This is a genomic window from Limnobacter humi (genome assembly GCF_024518835.1).
GTDB lineage: Bacteria > Pseudomonadota > Gammaproteobacteria > Burkholderiales > Burkholderiaceae_B > Limnobacter > Limnobacter humi.
The window spans coordinates 1-21,583 of sequence record NZ_JANIGO010000001.1; the positions used below are offsets into that span (position 1 = coordinate 1).

Sequence of the window (21,583 nt, forward strand, 5' to 3'; positions counted from 1 at the left end):
CACGCTACAATCTTCAAATCGCTTCGAAAACCGCTTGCTTGCTTCGTTTCGCGCTGCGTGTCGTGCAGCAGAGAAACGAGATTATGCACACCTCTTTCTCACCTGTCAAACACTTTTCGGAAAAAAAGTATCAAAAGCCCTTCATGAAAGTCCACCCAAACGTAAAAATTCTTCAGTCTCAAGGACTTGGAAATCGAAAATTTTGTGAAAAAATTTTGTGGTCTTCCGAGATTTTTCTGAATACCAAAACCTTCCACCCCGATGAGGACCGGATTCAATGGGGTGACGAGCTCACCATCGACGGCCATTCCTATCAAATCAGCCAATTTAAATACCTGCTGATGAACAAACCCGCCGGGTATGAGACCTCGCACAAGCCGTCACGACACAAATCCGTATTTGAATTGCTGCCAGCGCATTACATCAACCGGGGAGTGCAGGCAGCCGGCCGCCTCGATGTTGACACCACGGGGCTGCTGCTGTTCTCGGACGACGGCCAATTCATCCACAAAGTCATCAGTGGCAAACAAGGGATCAAGAAGGAGGTGGAGAAGATTTATGTCATGACGCTGGACATGCCCATCCAAGATGAACAAATTGACCGCCTGCTGGCTGGCGTTGAACTGCAGGAGGAGTTCGACACAGAGTGGGTCAGTGCCAGCAAGGCTGAGCGTCTGGCAGATGGCCGATTGCGCATGGGCATCACCACAGGCAAGTACCACCAGGTAAAACGGATGCTGGCCGCCGTGGGTAATCACGTGACCGGTTTGCACCGGGAAAGCGTGGGGCCATATCAATTACCGGCGGACCTGGCACCTGGCGAATGGATTGAATTTGAGCCGAACGCCTGATTTGATTGGAAAAAGTGGGTTGTGTCGCCAAACACTTCGAGTACAATACGTGGCTTCCAATTTACCCAAGACTCGGTTCCCATGAAAATCGCTCAAGAAATTCGCACTGGCAACGTGGTGATGGTCGGCAAAGACCCCATGGTTGTATTGAAGACTGAATACAACAAGTCTGGCCGCAACGCCGCAGTGGTCAAGATGAAAATGAAAAACCTGTTGACCGGCGCTGGCATGGAAAACGTGGTGAAAGCCGACGAAAAGTTTGAGCTGCTGGTTCTGGATCGCAAAGAAGTGACCTACTCTTATTTTGCGGATCCCATGTATGTATTCATGGACGGTGATTACAACCAGTATGAAGTGGAAGCCGAAAACCTTGGCGACGCACTGAACTACATTGAAGACGGGATGCCTTGCGAAGTGGTGTTTTATGACGGCAAAGCCCTGTCCGTTGAATTGCCCACCAGCCTGATTCGAGAAGTGGAGTACACGGAGCCTGCCGTTCGTGGCGACACCTCTGGCAAAATCATGAAAGCGGCTCGTATCAAACCAACTGGCTACGAAATTCAAGTGCCGGCTTTTGTTGAAATTGGTGACAAGATTGAAATCGATACCCGCACCAATGAATACCGTAACCGGGTTAAGTAAATAGATTCAGAACGCGGATGGAAAGGGCCCCGAGTGGGCCCTTTTTCATGATTCCACCAACAGGCCCCACCATGCGCCACCTGACGATTGTTGTTGTGTGCAAAGTCATCGACAACTTGGGCGATGCCGGTTTTTGCCTGCGTCTGTCCCGGCGGCTTGCCACGCTGGGACACTCCGTGGTGATGCTGCACGACGCACCAGCGACCCTCGCGTTGTTGTACCCAACAGCAGAGTGCTCATCGTTGTTGTTGATTGATGCTCGGTCCTCTTGGCAATGGCCGACAAACGGGGCCGAGTCAAACAGTGAACCGGATTTGATTTTGGAACCGTTCGGGACATCCAGTCATCAGACTCAGACTCGTTTTGATAACACCTTAAAAACAAGATTTCCCAAAACACCCTGGCTGTTGATTGATTACCTGTCCGCAGAGTCGTGGATAGAGGATTTTCACCTACGGTCCTCCGTTGAACCTAGCACGGGTCACCGCAGCACTTATTTTTACCCAGGCTTCACAGCACAAACCGGTGGCATCGTTCATGGCGACTTTGCACAGTCACTCTGGAGCCCCCCAGCAGTCCGCTGTCATCGCATCTTTGTATTCGCTTACCCTCATGCCCCCCTGGACCGTTTGATTAATCACGCCACGCAAGAACAAGCGATTGTGGTGTCTGGTCGAGCCCCTCAAGATCCAGCGCTGAGGACTCGGGTTCAGATGCAAGAATTTGTTCCGCAATCGGCGTTTGATGCACTGTTATTGAAGCATGATTTGCTATTCGTTCGCGGTGAAGACAGCTTTGTGCGGGCGCAACTGGCCGGGCGCCCGATGATTTGGCAGATTTACCCGACCGATGATCAGGTACACCTTGAAAAATTGGCTGAATTTTTCAACCTCTACGCCAAAGGCTTGCCACAGACGACCCGTGATTGGTGGTGGCAACTGTGGCGATGCTGGAATGGCGCAGAACCGGTCGACATTTGGCCCTTGCTGTGGTCACACATGGAAGAACATTGGCCTGTATTGTGCACGCATTCTCAACACTGGCAACAACACCTGCTGAATGGACCAGAGCTTGTAAAGGAAGTTCTGACATGGGTGGAATCCCAAGCCCCTACAAACCAACAATAGCCAATTAATCAGTAACTTATTCCACCCACTGATTAACCCCCAGACCGCTGACACTGAACACCAAGATGATCACTTGGATGTTCACCATGCTGTCTTTTCTACTATCGCTGGGACTTGGATTTGGCGCCATCGACTTGGACGAACTCCCGATGACTCAGGTGCAGTCCATCGTGAATGAGGTGGTGCAACAACTCGACTCAAGCCTGTCGGTCAAACCGAGTGTGGTCGTCAGTAACCGAAAGGATCCTACCCCGCTGGGCGCCATCTCCTACACCAGCGGCCGATGTGTCATCGTCATCAACCCCAATCCAGATGCATGGGCGCAATGGGGACGCTTTCTGAATGCGGACAACAAACCAAATTGGCAAGAGATCATTGCCGCTTCAGCAGCGCATGAGGTGGGCCATTGCATGCGGGAAAGCCGTCAGTTTGTGACGCAATTCACCGTACAGGACCCTCAGCATCAAGCCTTGTCTGGCTCCGCTCAACTTTCTGGTTCCCACGAATCAGTATTCAAACAAGAGCTATTCGCCGACGCGGTGGCGCTGATTTATGCGCGGGAATTTGCTGGCCCCAACGCTGAGCCTGTGGTGGAGGCCATGATCAACAGCCGAGAGAGATTTGCTGACAATGACCCCACTCACAGCACCGGGGCTTACCTCAAGGCATTGAAAAGCATGGATGTAACACGCCACGCTGCTGAATCCATGGGGCAAGCGGCCAGCAGGTTGCTCAATGATGTCAGCATCGCCGCCCTGTAAACGGCGGCCAATTCGACACCCGCAAACCTTACTTCGCCCGGGGAAACGCCTTGTCGTAAACCGCGGAGAGGTGGGCAAAATCAAGCGCTGTGTAAACCTGGGTCGAGGCAATGGATGCATGGCCCAGCAATTCCTGGACCCCGCGAAGGTTCTGTGAACCTTGCAGGACATGACTTCCGAAGGAATGGCGAAGCATGTGCGGATGCAGGTGTTGGCTCAATCCTTTCTGCCGCGCGTATTTGGATATGGCGTGCTGCGCCATTCGGACGGTCAACGGTTGGCCTTTGGATGACAAAAAAAGTGCAGCCGAATCTGGCATGTTCAATTCGGTTAAATGGCGCTGCCGACACTCAAGGAATTGAAGCAGTGTGTTCCGAAGACTCTCGATCAGCGGAACAACGCGAGTTTTTGAACCCTTGCCCAACACACGCAACTGGGCCGCATTCAAATCCAAGCTGGACATGGCGGATACATGGGCACCCGGCGTTTGCAATGAGAGGGCTTCGCTAATGCGCAGCCCGGTGCCGTACAGCAACTCAATCAAAACACGGGACTGGCAAGCCTGAAAATCAGTGGCCCCCCCCCCCTCCAACAAGGCCATGACCTGATCAACAGACAGCGCTTTGGGCAACGCTTTGCCAGACCTGGGCGTTTTTAAAGTTTCGGCGGGGCTATTCTGCAAATGCCCTTCGCGAACCAGAAAACCATAAAACCCGCGCCAGCTACTGGCCATCCTGGCCAACGACCGGGGCGAAAGGCCATCGGCATGTCGCCGCGCGAGCAGGCTCTTCAAGCCAGGCTCATTGAGAGCCGCTGGGTTTTCACCCAGCAAGCCCAGGTCTCGCGCCACCGCAGCACAGGTGTTGGCGCTGTATCTGCGCTCGAAGGCCAAATAATTCAGGTAAGCCTGAACTAGTGGCTGGGGGCTTGCAGGCGACTGAGGGCTGCGCATGCGATTTCAGCCAAGGTATTGAGAAAATCGGTTTCAAGAGTGGGCGCAAATCGATCTTTGTCTGGGGAGCCCAAACCAAGCACTCCAAAAGCATCCGGGCTGGCACCGACGCGGATGGGCATGAGCACCACGGAACGGGGGTGAATTTCCTCGCCTTCGAAGACTGCTAAGGACGGGGCATGGTCGGCAAAGCCGCAATACAGACCCTTCATTTGGCTAAAGAGATTCCGATCGGTCGATTGGGCATCCGCGGAGTCCAACCACAGGGACAGTCGAACCATGGGAACCTGAAACTGCTGTTTGATTTGCTCGGTGAGAACCAGGGGTAAAGTCGCAACATCCTTGATGGTCAGCAGCGTTCGCGATACCGCCTGCAACTTGTTGATGATGGCCTGGTTTTCGACAGCCGCATTGCTCATGTCGGCGATGCGGTGCTCAAGGGCCTTGACCTTTTCGCGCATGGTTTGCAATTGCCGATCCTGCAGCGAAGCAACATTGCCCGAGGTTTGCTCTGGCAAACGCACAAAGGCCAACACACCTGGGTTACGGATGAGGAACTCTGGATTTGCTTTGAGAAAATCCACAACTTTTTGAGCTTCTTCGCTCATAGATAAAACTCTCCTTCGAAAACGGTTTGTGCGGGGCCCGTCATGAGTACATCACTGTCTGGATTTCCCGACCATTGAATGGTCAGCGTACCACCGGCTTTGACGATGTCGACCTGATCGGACAGGAGTCCCATTTTCATGCCGGCCACTGCGGCAGCGCACGCGCCAGTGCCACAAGCCAGCGTCTCGCCGACGCCGCGCTCATACACCCGGAGGTGCGCCCGGCTTCGATCCACCACACAGAGGAATCCGACGTTGACCCGCTCAGGAAACCGAGGATGGCTCTCCAGCGTGCTCCCCAGAGATTGCACCAGGTCATCGGATGCTGGCTGATCCAGCAAAATAACCACATGGGGATTGCCCATGGACACCACAGAAACCCAGAGGTCTTGCTCAACAAGCCCAGCATCCACGGGTAATTTGTATTGCACTAGCCCGCCGAACTTCCGCATGGACAAACCATCGGCAACAAACGGCAAAGCGGCAGGCTCGAAGCTGGCTGGCCCCATGTTGACCTTCACCCAATTGTGTCGAATGATTTGAGGCTCGATCACGCCAGGTATGGTTTCAACCCGAATGCTGTTTTTGTCAGTCAGGCCTTTGTCCGTCACGTACTGGGCGAAACAGCGAGCGCCATTGCCACATTGCTGAACCTCATGGCCATCGGCGTTAAAGATACGGTATCGAAAGTCGTTGCCAGCGGACTGGGCCGTTTCAACGACCAAGACCTGATCAGCGCCAACGCCAAAGTGGCGATCCGACAATCGCTTGATCAACTCCGGCTGAAGGTTCAACGATCCGTCCCGGTTGTCCAGCACGACAAAGTCGTTGCCAGCGCCATGCATTTTTGTGAATCGCAGTATGGTCCGAGAGGGCATTTGCAAAATTCCGAGGGAACGAAGGTGTAAGCACTCAGTATATTCTGGACTCACCGGGGGGGCGGGTCTTGAAGCGCTTATGAAGCCAAAGGTATTGCGTGATGTTGTCGCGAACCCACCGTTCAATGTGGTGATTCATGGCCTGCGTGGATGCAGTCTCATCGTCAAGTGGAAAATTGGCCAAGGGTTCGCCAATCGTCACCTCATAACGCCCCTGCCTGTAACGGGTCAACACGGGTATAACCTGGGCTTTCATCATTTTGGCCAAGCGGGCGACCGCCGTCACAGTGGCGGCTTTGTTGCCGAAAAAATCGACGAATACGGAGTCGCGCTCACCAAAATCCATGTCTGGGAGGTAATACAGCGGCCTTCCCTGCTTCATCGCGGCAATCAAGGGGCGAATGCCTTGCTGACGGGACAACAGGAGCGGTTGGCCCAGTTGGGAACGCCCTTTGAGAATGAGGTCGTTCAAGACTGGGTTTTTCTGGTTGGAATACATGGTGACCATGTCAACTTCCAGACAGAGCCGACTCCAGGCAGCGTCCAGTCCCAAAAAATGGGGTGCAAGGAAAATGGTATTTTGCCCACCGGCCAACACCCGTAGTGCTTCGGGATTGACCAAGCGAACACGGCGACGCACCGTGTTGGCATTGCCTTGCCACAACCACCCGCGGTCCAAAAACGTACGGAGATAAAAATACATGTGGGCAGCGCACCAACCCCAGCGCTGAAATGGTCCCGCTTCGGGGAAACAGAGGCGCAGATTGGTCAAAGTGACTTGACGCCTTTCACGGGCAACAGCCATCAACAACAGTGTCAACACTATGGCAATTGTGCTGGAGAGCATTCGATAGAACAGGTAAGGCAAGTTGGCCAAACCAAACCAACACTTGATGAGCAATGACGTCACGATGCGACCCTCAATTCAGGTATTTTTGGGTGCTTTGTAACGCTCATAGCCCCAATAGTATTGTTCGGGATGCTTGAGGATAAGCGCTTCCATGGCTTGATTGACCTGGGTTGCTGCCTCAACAGGGTCCTCGCTCAATTGAACGGGACCTGGATACAAGTCAAGCCGAAAGCCCTGTCCAAAAGGCTTGCGATAACCGATTGCCAAAATGACGCTGGCGCCTGTTGTATTCACCAAACGACCTGGCAAAGTCATGGTGTATGCGGGCTGCCCAAACATGGGAGCCCACACACCCTCGCCATTGGAGGGCACTTGATCGGGCAAGAGACCGACGGCCTCACCGCGCCGCAGGGCCTTCAGAAGAATTTTGACACCCGACAAATTGGTGGGTGCAATACCCACACCATCCCGCGCTCGGCTGGTTTCAATGATTTGCTGCAGTTCTGGCTTGCGATTGGGGCGATACAGCACCGTGATGGCTTGCCGTGTTGAAAAAATTTGGGCGGCCGATTCGAAGCTTCCCATGTGGGGCGTGAGAAACAGCATGCCTCGCCCCTTTTCCCGAGCGCTATCCACAACATCCCAACCGGTGATTTCGGCGCAAGCCGCCACGCCTTGATCGGTTTTCCGTCCCCACAAAAACGGCAACTCAAGCAGGGCCATGCCAGCCTGGGCAACGGATCCCCGCACCGCTTTCCATTTCAACGACCCATGGCTTCCAAAAGCGATAGCGGCATGTTGGTGGATTTTTCGCCGATAAGACGCCGACAGGCCGTACACCGCCCAGCCCAACACAGCACCAATGGCATGCAACAGGGGCAAGGGAAAACGGGCCAGCAGATTGAACAGAGGTTTGATCATGAACGGATTGTACCCAGAGCTGATGAACCATTTTTTTGCCCAATACTCTATTTTGTTGTATATTCGCTGAGTTCGCTGAGTTAAATGACAACTTGCGGGGCGAACTAAAACAACACTGCTAAAGCGTCGCCGGGCTTCAAATCAACAGGGGTCGGCTTCGCCGAGTCACCCGTTCATTTGGAGCTTTTTTTATGTCTAACGAGTTTTATTTCACATCCGAGTCCGTATCCGAAGGTCACCCCGATAAAGTGGCGGACCAAATTTCGGATGCTGTTCTGGATGCCATTCTGGCCCAGGACCCCCGTGCACGCGTTGCTGCCGAGACCCTAACCAACACCGGCTTGGTGGTCATGGCGGGTGAAATCACCACCCATGCACAAGTCAATTACATTGACGTAGCCCGCGAAACCCTTAAGAAAATTGGTTACGACAACGGCGACTTTGGCATTGATTACAAAAGTTGCGCAGTCATGGTTTGCTATGATCGCCAAAGCCCAGACATCGCTCAGGGCGTAGACAAAGCGCATGATGACAACCTGGACCAAGGTGCCGGCGACCAAGGCCTGATGTTCGGTTATGCGGTGAATGAAACCCGCGAATTGATGCCACTGGCCATCAGCCTGTCTCACCAACTGGTTCATCGCCAGAGCCTGCTGCGCAAAGATGGCCGCTTGCCCTGGTTGCGTCCAGATGCAAAATCTCAGGTCACTATCAAATATGTGGACGGAAAACCCTACGCGATTGACACCGTGGTGTTGTCCACCCAGCATTCGCCCGACATTTCCTTGAGTTCATTGCGGGAGGCCGTCATTGAGGATGTGATCAAACCTGTTCTACCCAAAGAACTGATCAAGGGCGACATCAAGTATTTGGTGAACCCCACGGGCCGATTCGTGATTGGTGGTCCGCAGGGCGATTGCGGTCTGACTGGTCGAAAAATCATTGTGGACACCTATGGTGGTGCTGCGCCACACGGTGGCGGTGCTTTCTCTGGCAAAGACCCGTCCAAGGTCGATCGCTCAGCCGCCTATGCCGGCCGTTATGTGGCCAAAAACGTGGTTGCAGCCGGCCTGGCCGAGAAATGTCTGGTGCAGGTAAGCTACGCCATTGGCGTGGCCAAACCAACATCGGTGATGGTGAATACCTTCGGCACTGGCAAAATTTCGGATGAGAAGATCACAGCGTTAATTGGGGAACATTTCGATCTGCGCCCCAAGGGTATTGTTCAAATGCTGGACTTGCTTCGTCCAATTTATGCCAAGACGGCAGCATATGGTCACTTTGGCCGTGAAGAGCCCGAGTTCAGCTGGGAGCGAACCGACAAGGCAGAGGCACTTCGCGCCGCGGCGGGAATCTGATAAACTGCAAAGCTATTGTTCGAGGAGCGTTGCGACACCCGTTTTTTCGGGTGCTAGGCTCGAACTGAAAATAAACAACGGCGCTCACGCTTCTTTCTTTTTGTTTTTTTAAAGGAGGGCGTGATGAACGCCATTGCAAAACCACTCACCGCCTCAGGCGAAAACGACTTTTTCGTTGCAGATCTGGGCCAAGCCGACTTCGGCCGCAAAGAAATCGCGATTGCCGAAACCGAAATGCCCGGCCTGATGGCCATTCGCCAGGAATACGCGGCCAGCCAGCCCTTGAAAGGGGCTCGAATCACCGGTTCGCTTCACATGACCATTCAGACGGCCGTGTTGATTGAAACGCTGGCTGCCTTGGGTGCCGACATCCGCTGGGCGTCTTGCAACATCTACTCAACCCAGGACCACGCCGCTGCCGCGATTGCTGCTGCAGGCATTCCCGTGTTTGCCTACAAAGGGGAGTCGCTGGCTGATTACTGGAAATTCACCCACCAGATTTTTGAATGGTCCGATGGCGGCTATTCCAACATGATTCTGGATGACGGCGGCGACGCAACATTGTTGTTGCACCTGGGTGTAAAAGCTGAAAAAGATCTTAGCGTGTTGAACAACCCCGGCAGTGAAGAAGAAGTCTGCTTGTTCAACAGCATCAAGGAAACCCTGAAAAAAGACCCTCAGTGGTATTCCAAGCGCATTGTTCACATCAAAGGCGTCACTGAAGAGACCACCACGGGTGTAAAGCGCCTGTACGACATGGCCAAAAAAGGCGAATTGGCCTTCCCCGCCATCAACGTGAATGATTCGGTGACCAAATCCAAGTTTGACAACCTGTACGGTTGCCGCGAATCGCTGGTGGATGGCATCAAACGGGCCACCGACGTCATGATTGCCGGCAAAGTGGCTGTGGTGGCAGGCTATGGCGACGTGGGTAAAGGCTCCGCACAAGCCCTGCGTGCGTTGTCAGCGCAAGTATGGGTTACCGAAGTGGACCCCATCTGTGCCTTGCAAGCGGCCATGGAAGGCTACCGTGTCGTGACCATGGACTACGCCTGCGACAAAGCCGATATTTTTGTGACCGCAACCGGGAACAAAGACATCATTACTCATGACCACATGGTGAAAATGAAGGACCAGGCGATCGTCTGCAACATTGGTCACTTCGACAATGAAATCGACATCGCGAGCGTGAAGCAGTACACCTGGGAAAACATCAAACCACAGGTAGACCACATCATTTTCCCTGATGGCAAGCGCATTATCATGCTGGCCGAAGGTCGTTTGGTGAATTTGGGTTGCGGTACCGGTCACCCTTCATTTGTGATGTCATCCAGCTTTGCGAACCAAACCATCGCCCAGATTGAGCTGTTTACGCAGACCGACAAGTACCCGGTTGGCGTGTATGTACTGCCCAAGCACCTGGACGAAAAAGTGGCCCGCTTGCACCTGAAGAAAATTGGTGCACAGCTGACAGAACTGTCACAAGACCAGGCTGCCTACATCGGCGTCAAGCAAACAGGCCCTTACAAGCCTGACCACTACCGCTACTAAGAAATCCGTTGCGAGCTGATCTCGCTTTGGTGAAACAGGGCCTGTGCACATCCCGTGCGCAGGCCCAGTCGTTCATAGAACAAGGTTTGGTCCAAGTTCAACGGGGGATGGCTTTGCCCCACCCAGTCCGGAAAGCATCTCAGACCATTGAGGCAACCGACACACTGGTGGTGGCTGAATCGGATTGTCGGCTGTATGTGTCTCGCGGTGGCTTGAAGTTGCAAGGTGCGCTAGCGCACTTGCAGATGCGAATTGACGGAGCGCGCTGTATGGACTTCGGTCAATCAACGGGTGGATTTACAGATTGCTTGTTGCAACACGGTGCTCATTCGGTGATCGGCTTGGATGTTGGACATGGGCAATTGCACGAGCGCTTGAGAAATGACCCGCGGGTGTTGGCCGTCGAAGGGGTGAACCTGAAAACAGTGGATGTTGTACCGCTGTTGGCCCAATGGCAACGAAGTCATGCGGATTTTCTTCCGATCGATGTGTCGGTGGCGGACGTGTCTTTTATATCGCTGGTGAAGATCATGCCGACCCTTGCACAATTTTTACCACCGGGTAGCCAGAACATCTGGTTGGTTAAACCCCAATTTGAATTGGGCCCCGATCACATTGGAAAACAGGGCCTGGTGAAGTGGAAAGACGGACTACTGACCGAGCTAGAGCAAGCCATACGACAAGCCTGCCACTGCCATGGCTTTGAAACAAAAGAATTTTTCCCCTGCCCCTTGAAAGGTGGGGATGGAAATCAGGAATACATCGTTCGGGCGCTAAAAACGGCCCATTAAACCTGTGACTGCGACGTGACGAATCATATGAACATCAGCTTCGAATTTTTTCCAGCCAAAACAGACGAAGGCACAGAAAAACTCAAACAAACCCGCGCACAACTCGCCGAGCGAAACCCCGAGTTTTTTTCGGTCACTTTTGGTGCAGGCGGAACCACACAGGACGGCACCCTGTCGACTGTGTTGGATATACAAACTGCCGGCAATGAGGCGGCGCCACACCTGTCTTGCATTGGCTCATCCAAAGACAAAGTGCGCGATCTCTTGAACACCTACAAAGGCCACGGCATTCGCCGGATTGTTGCTTTGCGAGGAGATTTGCCGTCCGGAATGCTCGAAACAGGTTCCTTCCGTTACGCCAGTGAATTGGTGGAATTCATTCGGGCAGAAACAGGCAATCATTTCTTCATCGAGGTGGCCGCTTACCCGGAAACACATCCGCAAGCCCGAAGTGCCATGGCCGATGTAGATGCGTTTGTACACAAGGTGAAATGCGGGGCCAACTCAGCCATTACCCAATATTTTTTTAATGCGGATGCATTTTTGTATTTCAGAGACCAGGTCCAGACCCGGGTTGATATTCCCTTGGTACCAGGCATTATGCCCATCACCAACTTCAGTCAGCTGGCACGTTTTTCCGATGCTTGCGGCGCTGAATTGCCACGCTGGGTGCGCAACCGCCTTCAGCAGTTTGGGGATGACCGTGACGCCATCCGGTCGTTTGGCCTGGACGTGGTCACCGGCCTGTGTGAGCGACTGATTCGAGAAGGCGTACCCGGCCTGCATTTTTACACCATGAACAACGCACAACCCACCTTGTCCATTCTGGATCGATTGGGCCTGTAAGGCCTCTGGCGGGGTATCAACCGATGCGAGTTCCTTGCTCCGTCACGACTGCATCCAACAGTCTGTCGTGGGGTTCGCGGAAATCATCGGCGACTTCCGAAGCGCTGTAAGCGATGCCGATGCAAAATGGCAAATGGCCATGTGCTTCATACGTTTGCAGGGTTTTGTCGTACCATCCAGCGCCGTAGCCCAACCGGGCGCCGGACCGATGAAACGCCAGACAAGGAATGATCAACACTGCGGGCTTCACCCAGTGTTTGTGAACTGGAACTGGAATACCGTATTCACCGACCTCCAGTGGATCATCAGCATGCCATTGTGCAAACTGCAGTTTGGCCTCCACGGGTGATCGAATACACACCGGCAAGGCCCATGAATACGCTTCCAAAGCCTTGGATTGCACAATTGGCAACACATCGGGTTCGCCCTTGAACGGATGGTACAAACCGACTGTGCAGGGCCCGAGGGATTGGAGTACAGTTAACAGAGAGGCCCGTATTTGTTGGCCAAGCGCTAGCACCGCGGCGGCATCTCGGTTGGCACGTTGGGCCAAGGCCCACTGCCGCAGATTTTTTTTCATGACAGATTGAATGATGAAACGATTCTTACAACGACACTTTATCGCAAGCTGTCTCGTCATGCTGACCAGCCTGATCGGCTGGCCAACGGAAACTCGTGCACAAGCCACCGCCCTGAACGATCAAACGGACCAGGGCGAGTTGATGCGTCAAATCAAAAGTGCCTACGCAGATGGACGGTATGCCGATTTTTCACGCCTGGCAGCCAAATTGCCCGCCAATCACATCTTCAGACCCTACATCGACATCTGGCAGTTTCGCTTTTTTCAAAAAGGTCAGGAAAAAGCCAATCCGGATGAACAATTGATCTGGAAAACGGACGATGTACTGCCCCTACTGAACCGTTACCCAAGCAGCTGGCCAGCGGAGCAACTCCGCCGTGAATGGCTGCAACAGTTGGCCCGAGGCGGACAATGGGCATTGTTTGCCGAGCAGCGGCCACAACTGAAATACCGGGCCGACCAAGGCGTTGAATGCGCTGACATGCTGTATGCCAGTACGCAAGGGCAACTGGTTCAATCAAAACTGAACACCGTGCTGAGCAGTGACAAGAAACTGCCACGGACTTGCCGCATGCTGCTGCGCAATTTATACGACCGCGGAGCCATCAATGGCAGTGATCTGGACAAGCATATTCTGCACTTGGCCGAGGGGAAGCAACCTGGTGCGGCCCAGCAGTTTGTGGATGAAATGGCCGATACAGCCTGGGGTAGAAACCTCGACGGTAAATTGTTGATCCAGGCTTTTGACAGCCCGGACAAAATGCTCAAGAACCTGACCGGACGTGGCACGGATCTGTACATCGGGGTTGCGCTCACCCGGAAAGCGGTTGAGGACTACGATGCCGCGGCCCGACTACTGGACACGGACCTCAAAGGAAAACTGTCGGACAGAACAGAGCGCTGGTTGTGGGGGCACATCGGTTATCGGGCAGGCCTGGTCTGGAACCCCATGTCTGAAAACTACTTCAAACGAAGCAGCGCGGATGTGTTGGGCCCCGAGCAACAGGAGTGGAAGGTACGCTCTGCACTGCTCCAAGAGGACTGGCCAACCGTGTTGGCCTTCATCAATGAGATGAGCCCAGACCTGCAGGACAACCGCACATGGCAATATTGGAAAGGCCGGGCACTGGCCGCCAACGGAAAAGTGGTTGAAGCGCGGCAGGAATGGATACGCGCGGCCAACACATTCTCGTTTTACGGCAAGCTGGCCAATGAGGAATTGGGGGCAACAGTGTCTGCGCCCAACAAGCCCGCAGCGTTGACAGCAGCAGAACTGGACAAAGCGAAAAAAAATCCAGGGCTGATGCGTGCTTTGGCCCTCTACGATGCCGGCTTGCGAACAGAAGGTTTCTGGGAATTCAATTTACAGATTGCGCAGATGAATGACCGTGAACTGTTGGCAGCGGCCACTTGGGCCGAAAAAAATCAGCTGTATGACCGGGCCATTGCCGCTGCAGACAAAACCGAAATGGAACACGACGTTTCGTTGCGGTACCTCACTCCGTTTCGGGATCGCATGACGGCCAAAACACAGGAAGTCGGAATTGATGAATCCTGGGTTTACGGACTGATTCGACAGGAATCACGCTTTGTGACCATTGCCAGATCTGGCGTTGGGGCCAGCGGGTTGATGCAGGTTATGCCAGCCACGGCTCAATATGTGGCCAAGAAAATCGGTTTAAGTGACTTCAAAAAGTCGGATATTTCCGACATCGACACCAACCTAACATTGGGGACCAACTACCTGAAAATGGTGTTTGATCAACATGGACAATCCCCGGTCCTGGCCTCGGCTGGATACAACGCAGGGCCATCCCGGCCTTCGTTATGGAAACGTCGACTCGGAGAAAACCGTGTGATCGAAGGTGCCATATTCACCGAGCTGATTCCGTTTGACGAGACCCGGGACTATGTCAAGAACGTAATGTCCAACACAGTGGCCTATGCATGGGTTCTGAACAATTCCTCGACATCCCTGAAACAAAGACTGGGTATCATTCGAGGAAGTAACTGATATTGGTTGCAACCCGTCATCTCAACAACGCATTCTATTCTCGTACACCATGTCGACAACAAAAAACGTGCTGGTTATCGGCGGCTCAGGTTTTATTGGCCAGGCTGTTTGCAATGAGCTAACCAAAGCCGGACATCGCATCACGGTGCCTACCCGTCGCCATGACAACGCCAAGCACCTGCTGACCTTGCCCACCTGTCGGGTCATCACAGCCAACATTCACGATCGGGCTGCCTTGGGTCGACTGATGGTCGGTCAAGATGTGGTGGTCAATTTACTGGGTGTTTTGCACAGCAAACCCGGCAAACCCTATGGTCAGAATTTTCGGGTGAATCATGTTGAGTTTCCCAAAGCGCTGACGGCCTCCATGAATCAGCACAAGGTAAAGCGGCTGATTCACATCAGTGCACTGGGCGTGGGGGTACAAAACCCGGCACCGTCCATGTACTTGCGCTCCAAAACCGACGGTGAGGCTGCAGTCAAGGACAGCGGCCTGGCGTGGACCATTTTGCGTCCTTCCGTGGTCTTCGGCCGGGGGGATCGCTTCCTGAATACATTCGCAAGTTTGAGTCTGCTGGCACCGTTCATTCCGCTAGCGGGTGCAACGGCCCGCTTCCAACCCGTTTCCGTTGGTGATGTGGCCCAGGCTGTGATGGTCTGTATAAACGACGACGACAAATCCACCGTGCACAATACCTTTGATTTGGTGGGCCCCGAAATATTCACGTTGAAAGCATTGGTGCAGCTGTCTGCGAAGGCCGTGGGGCGCCAGCCTTGGATTGTAGGCATTCCAAACATTCTGGCCAAAGCGCAAGCCCGTATGATGGAATTGGCCCCTGGCGAACCGCTGATGAGTCGGGACAATGTGGACTCCATGAAAATCGACAATGTACGAACCTCTGGCAGGGTATTTCCGCTGCCTCGCTACGAGACCTTGTCGGTGATTGCGCCCGATTATTTGCGTGCCCGACATTTGCCCACTGAGTTGGATCAGTTTCGGGCGCATGCGCACCGCGAGGAGTGAGGCTGAAGAATAAGGCCACGTAGGGCTTGCTCCTTTCCCTTAAGCCTTGATTTATCGTACAATTCTGCTTTACACCACGCAGCCAAAACACAAGGACCGGCTGCGTTTGTTTTTCTGGCCTTGCGAATTTGATTGAGAGTATTGCCGTGACCGATCACTTGATGAAAACCTATGCCCGTCAACCCATTGCCTTCACGCATGGAGAAGGTGCATGGCTGTGGTCCACGGATGGTCGAAAATACCTGGATGGTCTTGCTGGAATTGCAGTCAACGGGCTTGGGCACAACCACCCCAAGCTGGTCAAAGCGATTGCAGACCAAGCTGCCAAGCTGATCCACACCTCCAACCTGTACCGAGTAGTTGAGCAAGAACTGTTGGCCACCCGGTTGTGTGAACTGTCCGGCATGCAGGAAGCGTTTTTTTGTAATTCAGGTGCCGAGGCCAATGAAGCAGCCATCAAGCTGGCCCGCCACTACGGATACAAAAAAGGCATCGAAAATGCAAAGGTTATTGTGATGGAGCGTGCTTGGCACGGGCGCACGCTGGCCACACTGGCCGCTACCGACAGCCCCAAGGCCAAGGTTGGATTTGGCGAATTGCCAGGTGGATTCGTGCGAGTGCCTTACAGAGATTTCGCAGCCATTGAACAGGCCAGTGCAGACAACCCCGACATCCAAGCTGTTTTGTTGGAAGTGCTGCAAGGTGAAGGCGGTATCAACGTGGCGGACACGGAGTACCTGCAGGAACTTCGCAAGCTATGCACAGCCAAGGGCTGGCTATTGATGATTGACGAAGTGCAGAGCGGTATTGGCCGAACCGGAAAATGGTTTGGTTACCAACATGCGGGCATTGAACCCGACGTGATTACCCTGGCGAAAGGTTTGGGATCCGGCGTCCCCATCGGAGCATGCCTGGCAGCCGGTGCGGCAGCCGGTGTTTTTACGCCTGGCACCCACGGCACCACATTCGGTGGCGGCCCGCTGGTTTCTGCTGCTGCGTTGGCCACACTCAACATCATGGCTGAAGAAGGGTTGCTGGAACATGCCGAGCAGATGGGTGCGCTGATTCGTGCAGTACTGACCCGAGAACTGGCAGGCGTGGCAGGCGTGAAGGAAATCCGCGGACGAGGCTTGATGATTGGCGTGGAGCTGTGGAAACCTTGCGCTGAACTGGTTGCCATCGCCCGTGACAAAGGATTGATCATCAACGTCACTCGCGACAATGTGGTTCGATTGCTGCCACCACTGGTGATCAAACAGGAAGAAGCCAACATGCTGGCAATGGACTTGGCGCCGTTGATCAAAGCATTTTTGAATGGAGCGGCTTGAGGCAACCGCCTCACCTGAGACGGCACCCCGAGGGTGCCCTCCCAGGGCACACAGCCGGGAGATGATAACAACATGCCGATCAAACATTTTTTGCAGTTCAGTGACCTGAGTCGAAGCGATTTCGAGTATCTGATTGAACGCACACGGGACATCAAAGCCCGGTTCAAACGCTACGAGCCCTACTACCCGCTGCAAGATCGTACTTTGGTCATGATTTTCGAGAAGGCCTCTACCCGAACACGTTTGAGCTTCGAAGCTGGAATGCATCAGCTTGGCGGGTCGGCCATATATCTGAACACCAAAGACAGCCAGCTGGGCCGAGGTGAACCCGTTGAAGACGCCGCGCAAGTGATTTCTCGCATGTGCGACATCGTCATGATTCGCACCTACGAGCAGGAAATCGTGGAGCGGTTCGCCACCAATAGCCGGGTGCCCGTGATCAATGGTTTGACCAATGAATATCACCCCTGCCAAATCCTTGCCGATATTTACACGTTCATCGAACACCGCGGCAGCATTCAAGGCAAGACCGTGGCATGGGTGGGTGACGGAAACAATGTGTGCGCCACCTGGCTACAAGCGGCGGAAATGCTGGACTTTCAGGTGAATGTATCGACACCTGCCGGTTACGAGGTAGACCCTAAACTGAATATCAAAGGAACTCACCATGCCTATTTTGCAGACCCCATGGAGGCCTGTAAAAATGCGGATATTGTGACCACGGATGTCTGGACGAGCATGGGCTTTGAAATGGAAAACAGTGAACGCATGAAAGCGTTTGCAGATTTTCAGGTGGACACCGACATGATGAATGTCGCCAACAAAGAAGCCGTGTTCATGCACTGCCTGCCAGCCCACCGGGGAGAGGAAGTGGCCGCTGAAGTAATCGATGGCCCACAGAGTGTGGTGTGGGATGAAGCTGAAAACCGCTTGCACACCCAAAAAGCCCTGATGGAATTTTTGTTGCTGGGTCGCAAATGAGCGACCATCAGCGTATTGAACAACCTGATTTCAATTTTGACTGTGAACGACCATGAGTGACGTGAAGAAAGTGGTGCTGGCCTACTCCGGCGGACTGGACACCTCGGTGATTTTGAAGTGGCTGCAAGACAATTACCAATGCGAAGTAGTGACCTTTACAGCCGACCTCGGCCAGGGAGAAGAACTTGAACCCGCGCGCCAGAAGGCGCTGAAATTCGGCATCAAACCCGAGAACATCTACATTGATGACGTTCGAGAAGAGTTCGTTCGCGACTTCGTGTTTCCGATGTTCCGGGCCAATACTGTGTATGAAGGTGAATATCTGCTGGGTACCTCGATTGCACGCCCACTGATTGCCAAGCGATTGATTGAAATCGCCCGCGAAACCGGCGCTGACGCCATTTCCCATGGTGCAACCGGCAAGGGCAATGACCAAGTGCGCTTCGAACTGGGTGCTTATGCCCTCATGCCTGGGGTGAAGATCATTGCCCCGTGGCGTGAATGGGATCTGTTGTCCCGGGAGAAACTGCTGAAATACGCGGAAGATGCCGGTATCGATATCGACATGAAACACCGCAACGGTGGTGCGCCCTATTCCATGGACGCCAACCTGCTGCACATCAGTTTTGAAGGCCGGCACCTGGAGAACCCCAGCGCCGAGGCCGAAGAAAGCATGTGGCGCTGGACGGTCAGCCCTGAGGCGGCCCCGGACCAGGCCGAGTATCTGGATGTTGAATTTGAACAGGGCGATATTGTTGCCCTGAATGGCAAACGCCTAAGCGCAGCCGAAGTCCTGACCGAGCTGAACCGCCTGGGCGGCAAGCATGGCATCGGTCGCCTGGACCTGGTGGAAAACCGCTACGTCGGCATGAAGAGCCGCGGCTGTTATGAAACCCCCGGCGGAACGATCATTCTGAAGGCACACCGCGCCATCGAATCCATCACGCTGGACCGTGAAGTGGCCCACCTCAAAGACGACCTGATGCCCCGCTACGCAAGCCTGATTTACAACGGTTACTGGTGGAGCCCGGAACGTGTCGCCCTGCAGACCTTGATCGACCACACGCAGCAGTGCGTGAACGGCTGGGTGCGCCTGAAGCTGTACAAGGGTAATGTGATTGTGGTGGCCCGCGACTCCAAGACCGATTCGTTGTTTGACCAAACCATTGCGACGTTTGACGAAGATGGCGGCGCGTACAACCAAGCCGATGCTGGTGGGTTTATCAAACTGAATGCCTTGCGGATGCGGATTGCTGCCAATGCACGCAACAAACGCGGGCAGTAACGCCAACACCGAAACTGCTGCACAACGCAAAAAACCGGCCCTAGCGGCCGGTTTTTTTATTCAAATCAGTCAGCGATCAGATTGGGTTCGGCATCCAGATGAACACCAAAGCGGGCTTGAACTGCTTGCTGGATGCGCTCAATCAAGCTTAGCAAATGGGCGCCCTGCCCTGCCCCATGATTCACCAGAATCAGCGCCTGCCGCTCATAGACCCCCACCGATTGCTCAATGGCCCCCTTCAAACCACACTGCTCAATCAACCAGCCAGCCGCCAACTTAACCAAACCACCTTCAGCCGGAAAATGAACCAGTTGGGGATGCGCCAGCTTGAGTGACTCAAACTGCTCAACAGCCACCAGAGGATTTTTGAAAAAACTCCCGCTATTGCCGAGGACGACCGGGTCTGGCAATTTTTCAGTCCGAATGTCACTCACGGCTTTGAGGACATTCAAGGGGCTGACCACGCCCAGATCAGCCACACGGCGGGATAGGTCGCCATAGTGAAGTATCGGCACCCATTGAACAGGCAATGCAAAATCCACCGCCGTAATCACCCAGCGCCCTTTGCCCGATTGCTTGAACACACTTTCCCGATAGGCAAATTCACAGGCTGTCAGATCCAGGGTTTGAAAGGTTCGCGTCTGCAGTTCATACACCTGAACAGTCCGAACGCGGTCTTTGAGTTCAACACCATAGGCACCAATGTTTTGAACAGGACCAGCGCCCACCGAGCCCGGAATCAAGGCCAGGTTTTCCAGCCCACCCCAACCCTGCTGTATGGTCCACTCCACCAGGTTGTGCCAGTTTTCCCCAGCCATGACCCGAAGATGATGATGGACACCGTCGCAACCCAGGTATTGCTTGCCGGTCAGCGCCATTTTCCAGACGGTGAGATCATTGACCTCGCGAACAAACACGGTGTTGCTGCCCTCACCCAGCAACAGCGCAGCCCGCCCCTGCTGAAGACTGTCGGCATACCGGACCAAATCGGATGTCGTTGAAATGGTGTGAAGCGCCTTTGCCCAGGCCTGCAGACCAAAGGTGTGCAGGGGCTTCAAATCCACTGGATAGGCGTCGCCGTGTGCTGACATGGTGGGTGTTCTAGGGATTACAATTGAATCCATTGTGCTTGAAGGAATGAACTATGCCGTCTTTTGATGTGGTCTGCAAACCAGACTTGATTGAACTGCGAAATGCCGTTGACCAGGTGAACAAAGAAATCACGAATCGCTTTGACTTCAAGGGATCCGATTCCCGGGTTGAGCTGAACGATGACACGCTGTACGTGTACGCGGACGATGACTTTAAATTGGAACAAGTGTCCGAGGTGATTCGAAACAAATTCGCAAAACGAAATGTGGATGTGCGGTTTTTGACGTTTGACAAAAAGGAAAAAATTTCCGGCGACAAACTCAAACAAACCGTGTTGGTTAAAAACGGCCTTGACAAAGACCTCGCCAAGCAAGTGGTCAAGGAAATCAAGGACAGCAAAATGAAAGTACAGGCCAGCATTCAGGGCGACACCGTGCGCGTGACTGGCGCAAAACGCGATGATCTCCAGGCTGCAATTGCCTTGCTCAAAAAACAAGTCACCGACACGCCGTTGGGCTTTGAAAACTTCAGGGATTAAACTCACCATGAGCCATTCACACGATCACGATCACGATCACAGCCACTGCAACCACGACCATTCGGTGGTGTACAACAAGGTGGTCAAAGCCAGCCACAAGGTGGCTGCCGTATTGCTGCGCAACGCCAAAACCCTCGCCTTGACCTTTGATCAACGACAGGAATTGCCGCACGATTGCCCCACCACCGATGGCGGCAGTATCGTTTGTCACATTGATGAACCGGTCGAACCCGGGGACAGACTGGTGTCGAACACCAATGAGTGGGCGGTGGTGCAGGCTGCACCCGAAGCCTTGTTTGAGGTGGCACGCGGACAAAACGGTTACGAGGCTTTTATCCACATTGCAGGCCTTGAAATGTGGCCTTTGCAATTGACCGAGCTTGGCGCGCGCGTCGTGGCCAGCCATGAATGCATGCACATGCTGGAACACTTCGGTCTGCAATTCCAACAGATTGAAGCCCCCATGCTGGAATTGAGCGTGCCTGAGATTAAACACCACGATTGCTGCGACCACGACCATGGCCATGAACACGGCCATGAGCATGCGCACGACGGGCACGACCACAGCCATTGTGGCCATGACCACAAACACGACCACTGACATC

The 21,583-nt window shown here is 53.8% G+C and carries 23 protein-coding genes and 1 riboswitch; of the genes, 16 read left to right on the forward strand and 7 right to left on the reverse strand.

Annotation, left to right across the window (positions count from 1 at the left end; genetic code table 11):
• The 5 genes from NQT62_RS00005 to NQT62_RS00025 form a co-directional block, all read left to right on the forward strand.
• On the forward strand, positions 1-208 hold a 208-nt coding region (locus tag NQT62_RS00005; RefSeq protein WP_256762407.1), incomplete at its 5' end, for a hypothetical protein.
• A 7-nt stretch (positions 209-215) separates the two neighbouring features.
• The gene (locus NQT62_RS00010) at positions 216-851 is read left to right on the forward strand and encodes a 16S rRNA pseudouridine(516) synthase (RefSeq protein ID WP_256762409.1); all 636 of its coding nucleotides are present in this window, start codon (positions 216-218) and stop codon (positions 849-851) included.
• Positions 852-932: 81 nt separating this feature from the next.
• Positions 933-1,493, forward strand: a complete 561-nt coding sequence (gene efp, locus NQT62_RS00015; RefSeq protein WP_256762411.1) for an elongation factor P — start codon at positions 933-935, stop codon at positions 1,491-1,493.
• A 47-nt stretch (positions 1,494-1,540) separates the two neighbouring features.
• Positions 1,541-2,620, forward strand: coding sequence for an elongation factor P maturation arginine rhamnosyltransferase EarP (gene earP / locus NQT62_RS00020; protein WP_256762413.1), 1,080 nt, complete (start codon positions 1,541-1,543; stop codon positions 2,618-2,620).
• 86 nt (positions 2,621-2,706) lie between these two features.
• Positions 2,707-3,381, forward strand: coding sequence for a hypothetical protein (locus NQT62_RS00025; RefSeq protein WP_256762415.1), 675 nt, complete (start codon positions 2,707-2,709; stop codon positions 3,379-3,381).
• 28 nt (positions 3,382-3,409) lie between these two features.
• On the opposite strand, the gene NQT62_RS00030 is transcribed toward NQT62_RS00025, so the two are convergent.
• From NQT62_RS00030 to NQT62_RS00050, 5 genes are read right to left on the reverse strand one after another with little or no spacing between them, the layout of a single operon-like run.
• Positions 3,410-4,333: a tyrosine recombinase XerC gene (locus NQT62_RS00030; protein ID WP_256762417.1), complete on the reverse strand. Its 924-nt coding sequence runs from the start codon at positions 4,331-4,333 to the stop codon at positions 3,410-3,412.
• Positions 4,294-4,941 (reverse strand): DUF484 family protein, encoded by a 648-nt coding sequence (locus NQT62_RS00035; RefSeq protein ID WP_256762419.1) that lies wholly within the window; start codon positions 4,939-4,941, stop codon positions 4,294-4,296. The genes NQT62_RS00030 and NQT62_RS00035 overlap by 40 nt, the downstream gene beginning before the upstream one ends.
• Positions 4,938-5,819: a diaminopimelate epimerase gene (dapF, locus tag NQT62_RS00040; RefSeq protein ID WP_256762421.1), complete on the reverse strand. Its 882-nt coding sequence runs from the start codon at positions 5,817-5,819 to the stop codon at positions 4,938-4,940. The genes NQT62_RS00035 and dapF overlap by 4 nt, the downstream gene beginning before the upstream one ends.
• Positions 5,820-5,853: 34 nt before the next feature.
• Positions 5,854-6,729: a lysophospholipid acyltransferase family protein gene (locus tag NQT62_RS00045; RefSeq protein ID WP_256762424.1), complete on the reverse strand. Its 876-nt coding sequence runs from the start codon at positions 6,727-6,729 to the stop codon at positions 5,854-5,856.
• A gap of 15 nt (positions 6,730-6,744) precedes the next feature.
• The gene (locus NQT62_RS00050; RefSeq protein ID WP_256762426.1) at positions 6,745-7,590 is read right to left on the reverse strand and encodes a lysophospholipid acyltransferase family protein; all 846 of its coding nucleotides are present in this window, start codon (positions 7,588-7,590) and stop codon (positions 6,745-6,747) included.
• A 191-nt stretch (positions 7,591-7,781) separates the two neighbouring features.
• On the opposite strand from NQT62_RS00050, the gene metK reads away from it, so the two are divergent.
• The 4 genes from metK to metF all read left to right on the forward strand — a co-directional run bounded on the left by metK (position 7,782) and on the right by metF (position 12,136).
• Entirely contained in the window at positions 7,782-8,948 is a 1,167-nt protein-coding gene (gene metK / locus NQT62_RS00055; RefSeq protein ID WP_256762428.1) for a methionine adenosyltransferase, read from the forward strand.
• Positions 8,949-8,963: 15 nt separating this feature from the next.
• Positions 8,964-9,041: riboswitch (S-adenosyl-L-homocysteine riboswitch) on the forward strand.
• Positions 9,042-9,071: 30 nt separating this feature from the next.
• Complete coding sequence (gene ahcY / locus NQT62_RS00060) at positions 9,072-10,499, forward strand: adenosylhomocysteinase (protein ID WP_256762430.1); 1,428 nt, start codon at positions 9,072-9,074, stop codon at positions 10,497-10,499.
• An 8-nt stretch (positions 10,500-10,507) separates the two neighbouring features.
• Complete coding sequence (locus NQT62_RS00065) at positions 10,508-11,290, forward strand: TlyA family RNA methyltransferase (RefSeq protein WP_256762432.1); 783 nt, start codon at positions 10,508-10,510, stop codon at positions 11,288-11,290.
• 27 nt (positions 11,291-11,317) lie between these two features.
• Positions 11,318-12,136, forward strand: a complete 819-nt coding sequence (metF, locus tag NQT62_RS00070) for a methylenetetrahydrofolate reductase [NAD(P)H] (RefSeq protein ID WP_256762435.1) — start codon at positions 11,318-11,320, stop codon at positions 12,134-12,136.
• A gap of 16 nt (positions 12,137-12,152) precedes the next feature.
• On the opposite strand, the gene NQT62_RS00075 is transcribed toward metF, so the two are convergent.
• The gene (locus NQT62_RS00075) at positions 12,153-12,716 is read right to left on the reverse strand and encodes a 5-formyltetrahydrofolate cyclo-ligase (RefSeq protein ID WP_256762437.1); all 564 of its coding nucleotides are present in this window, start codon (positions 12,714-12,716) and stop codon (positions 12,153-12,155) included.
• 58 nt (positions 12,717-12,774) lie between these two features.
• Between NQT62_RS00075 and NQT62_RS00080 the strand changes: the two genes are divergently transcribed.
• The 5 genes from NQT62_RS00080 to NQT62_RS00100 all read left to right on the forward strand — a co-directional run bounded on the left by NQT62_RS00080 (position 12,775) and on the right by NQT62_RS00100 (position 19,348).
• On the forward strand, positions 12,775-14,730 hold the full coding sequence (locus NQT62_RS00080; protein WP_256762439.1) for a lytic transglycosylase domain-containing protein: 1,956 nt from the start codon (positions 12,775-12,777) through the stop codon (positions 14,728-14,730).
• Positions 14,731-14,779: 49 nt separating this feature from the next.
• Positions 14,780-15,754 (forward strand): complex I NDUFA9 subunit family protein, encoded by a 975-nt coding sequence (locus tag NQT62_RS00085; protein ID WP_256762441.1) that lies wholly within the window; start codon positions 14,780-14,782, stop codon positions 15,752-15,754.
• A 146-nt stretch (positions 15,755-15,900) separates the two neighbouring features.
• Positions 15,901-17,082 carry an aspartate aminotransferase family protein gene (locus NQT62_RS00090; protein WP_370569110.1) on the forward strand — a complete coding sequence of 394 codons (1,182 nt, stop codon included), beginning with the start codon at positions 15,901-15,903 and terminating at the stop codon, positions 17,080-17,082.
• Positions 17,083-17,154: 72 nt separating this feature from the next.
• Positions 17,155-18,063 (forward strand): ornithine carbamoyltransferase, encoded by a 909-nt coding sequence (gene argF / locus NQT62_RS00095; protein ID WP_256762443.1) that lies wholly within the window; start codon positions 17,155-17,157, stop codon positions 18,061-18,063.
• A 52-nt stretch (positions 18,064-18,115) separates the two neighbouring features.
• Entirely contained in the window at positions 18,116-19,348 is a 1,233-nt protein-coding gene (locus NQT62_RS00100; RefSeq protein WP_256762452.1) for an argininosuccinate synthase, read from the forward strand.
• A gap of 65 nt (positions 19,349-19,413) precedes the next feature.
• Here the strand turns inward: NQT62_RS00100 and murB are convergent, their stop codons facing one another.
• Complete coding sequence (gene murB / locus NQT62_RS00105; protein WP_256762454.1) at positions 19,414-20,439, reverse strand: UDP-N-acetylmuramate dehydrogenase; 1,026 nt, start codon at positions 20,437-20,439, stop codon at positions 19,414-19,416.
• A 53-nt stretch (positions 20,440-20,492) separates the two neighbouring features.
• Between murB and NQT62_RS00110 the strand changes: the two genes are divergently transcribed.
• Together NQT62_RS00110 and NQT62_RS00115 are read left to right on the forward strand one after the other, a co-directional pair.
• Positions 20,493-20,978 carry a YajQ family cyclic di-GMP-binding protein gene (locus tag NQT62_RS00110; RefSeq protein ID WP_256762456.1) on the forward strand — a complete coding sequence of 162 codons (486 nt, stop codon included), beginning with the start codon at positions 20,493-20,495 and terminating at the stop codon, positions 20,976-20,978.
• Between the two features lie 7 nt (positions 20,979-20,985).
• Positions 20,986-21,579, forward strand: a complete 594-nt coding sequence (locus tag NQT62_RS00115; protein WP_256762459.1) for a UreE family protein — start codon at positions 20,986-20,988, stop codon at positions 21,577-21,579.
• Positions 21,580-21,583 lie beyond the last annotated feature (4 nt).